Consider the following 1,606-nt stretch of genomic DNA (forward strand, 5'->3'; position numbering starts at 1 on the left):
CCGCATCGCCCGCCTGGCCCGGCCGCCCCGCGGCGCCCCGCCCACCCGACCGTCCCTGCTGCACCTCGGGCCGGGCGACACGGCCGCGTTCGGGCGCGGCGAGCCCGGCCGCCCGCCCGCCGTGCCGATCCCCGACCCCGGCGTGTCGCGCCGCGCCGGCGAGATCACCGCCGCCGAGGACTACTGGCGGCTCTCCAACTTCAGCGCCACCGCCACCTACGTCGTGGAGAACCTCGAAGGCGCCGGCGAACACGTCAAGGTCGCGCCCGGCCGGCTCGGCGCGCCCGTCCCGTTCGAGATCTCCCGGGTGCTGCTGCCCGCCCACGGCGAACCGGCGTCGTTCAAGGTCTTCGCACCCCAACACGCCTACCTGGACGGAGAGTCGGCCGAGCCGGACGGCGAGCGAACGGTCAGCCCGTTCGCCCTGGACCCGACCGCCAAGTACTTCCTCGTCCTGCTCGCGCTCTGCGAACCGCGGCTGCGCTCGCCCTCCGCGGCGGTGGTCCCCGGCGCCACCGAGGTGGTGGCGCGACTGCGCGCCCTGCCGGCCTGCCGGGACCTCAGCCGCTCGGCGGTCAATTACCACATCGACTACCTGGTCGGCAGCAAGCTGCGGCTGCGGGACCCGGTGGAGACGGCCGACCCGGGCGGCAAGCGGGAGGAACTCGTCGCGCTGGCCCTGCGGTTCGACCTCGTGCGGGAGGAGCACCTGGCGCTGCTCCCGCCCCGGCCCGGCGGGTGACCGGGCCGGTGGCACCGCACGCGGCGCGGCCCGACCGGGGCGGCGGAGCGCCGTACGGCGCTCCGGGGTTCGAGGTACCGCCCGGGTACCGGATCGCGGGGTACCGGGTGGGCGAGCGGATCGGGGCGGGCGCCTGGGGCACCGTCCACGCCGCCCGCCGCGACCCGCCGGAACCGGGTGACGGCACGCCCGGAAACGGCACACCCGGTGACGGAAGGCCTGGCGACGGAACGCCTGGCGCCGGACCGGACGAGGCGGCCGTCAAGGTCCTCCACCCCGGCCGGCTCAGCCCCGGCCAGCGCGACACCATGCTCCAACTCGCCCGCCGCGAACTGCGGTTCAGTAGCCGCGCCGACCACCCCCACCTGATCCGCACCCTGGCCGTGGTCACCCTCGCCGACCCGGCCCACCCGGCGCTGGACGGCGCGCTCGCCCTGGTGATGGAGCGCGCCGCGGGCAGCCTCCAGGACCTCCTGGCCGACGCCCGGCCGCCGCAGCCCGTCCCGGACGCCGGCCGGATCCTCGCCGAGATCGCCGCCGGGCTCCGCCACATGCACGGCGCGGGCTGGGTGCACGGCGACCTCAAGCCCGCCAACGTCCTGCTGATGCCCGACGGCACCGCCAAGCTCGCCGACTTCGGCCTGACCGCCGAACTGGACGGCACCCACGCCTACGCCCCGCCGCTCGGCTCGCCCGACCACGTGCCGCCCGAGTGGTGGTCCCAGCGCACCGGCGCGCACGGCGTGGCGCTGCGCCCGAGCGCGGACCTGTGGGCCTTCGGGGTGATCGCCCACCAGCTGCTGACCGGCGGCCTGCACCCGTTCCTCGGCGCCACCGCCCGCGCCCGCTCGGCCGCCGCGCCTG

General features: G+C 77.3%; 2 protein-coding genes. Both read left to right on the top strand.

The features are described from left to right. Nucleotides 1–4 precede the first annotated feature (4 nt). Entirely contained in the window at nt 5–742 is a 738-nt protein-coding gene (locus tag ABD308_RS33140; protein ID WP_344343312.1) for a serine/threonine protein kinase, read from the top strand. A gap of 8 nt (nt 743–750) precedes the next feature. Continuing rightward, nucleotides 751–1,606, top strand: an 856-nt coding sequence (locus tag ABD308_RS33145) for a serine/threonine-protein kinase (RefSeq protein ID WP_344343308.1), incomplete at its 3' end; no start/stop codon positions are given.

This window comes from Kitasatospora putterlickiae, from assembly GCF_039527695.1.
GTDB lineage: Bacteria > Actinomycetota > Actinomycetes > Streptomycetales > Streptomycetaceae > Kitasatospora > Kitasatospora putterlickiae.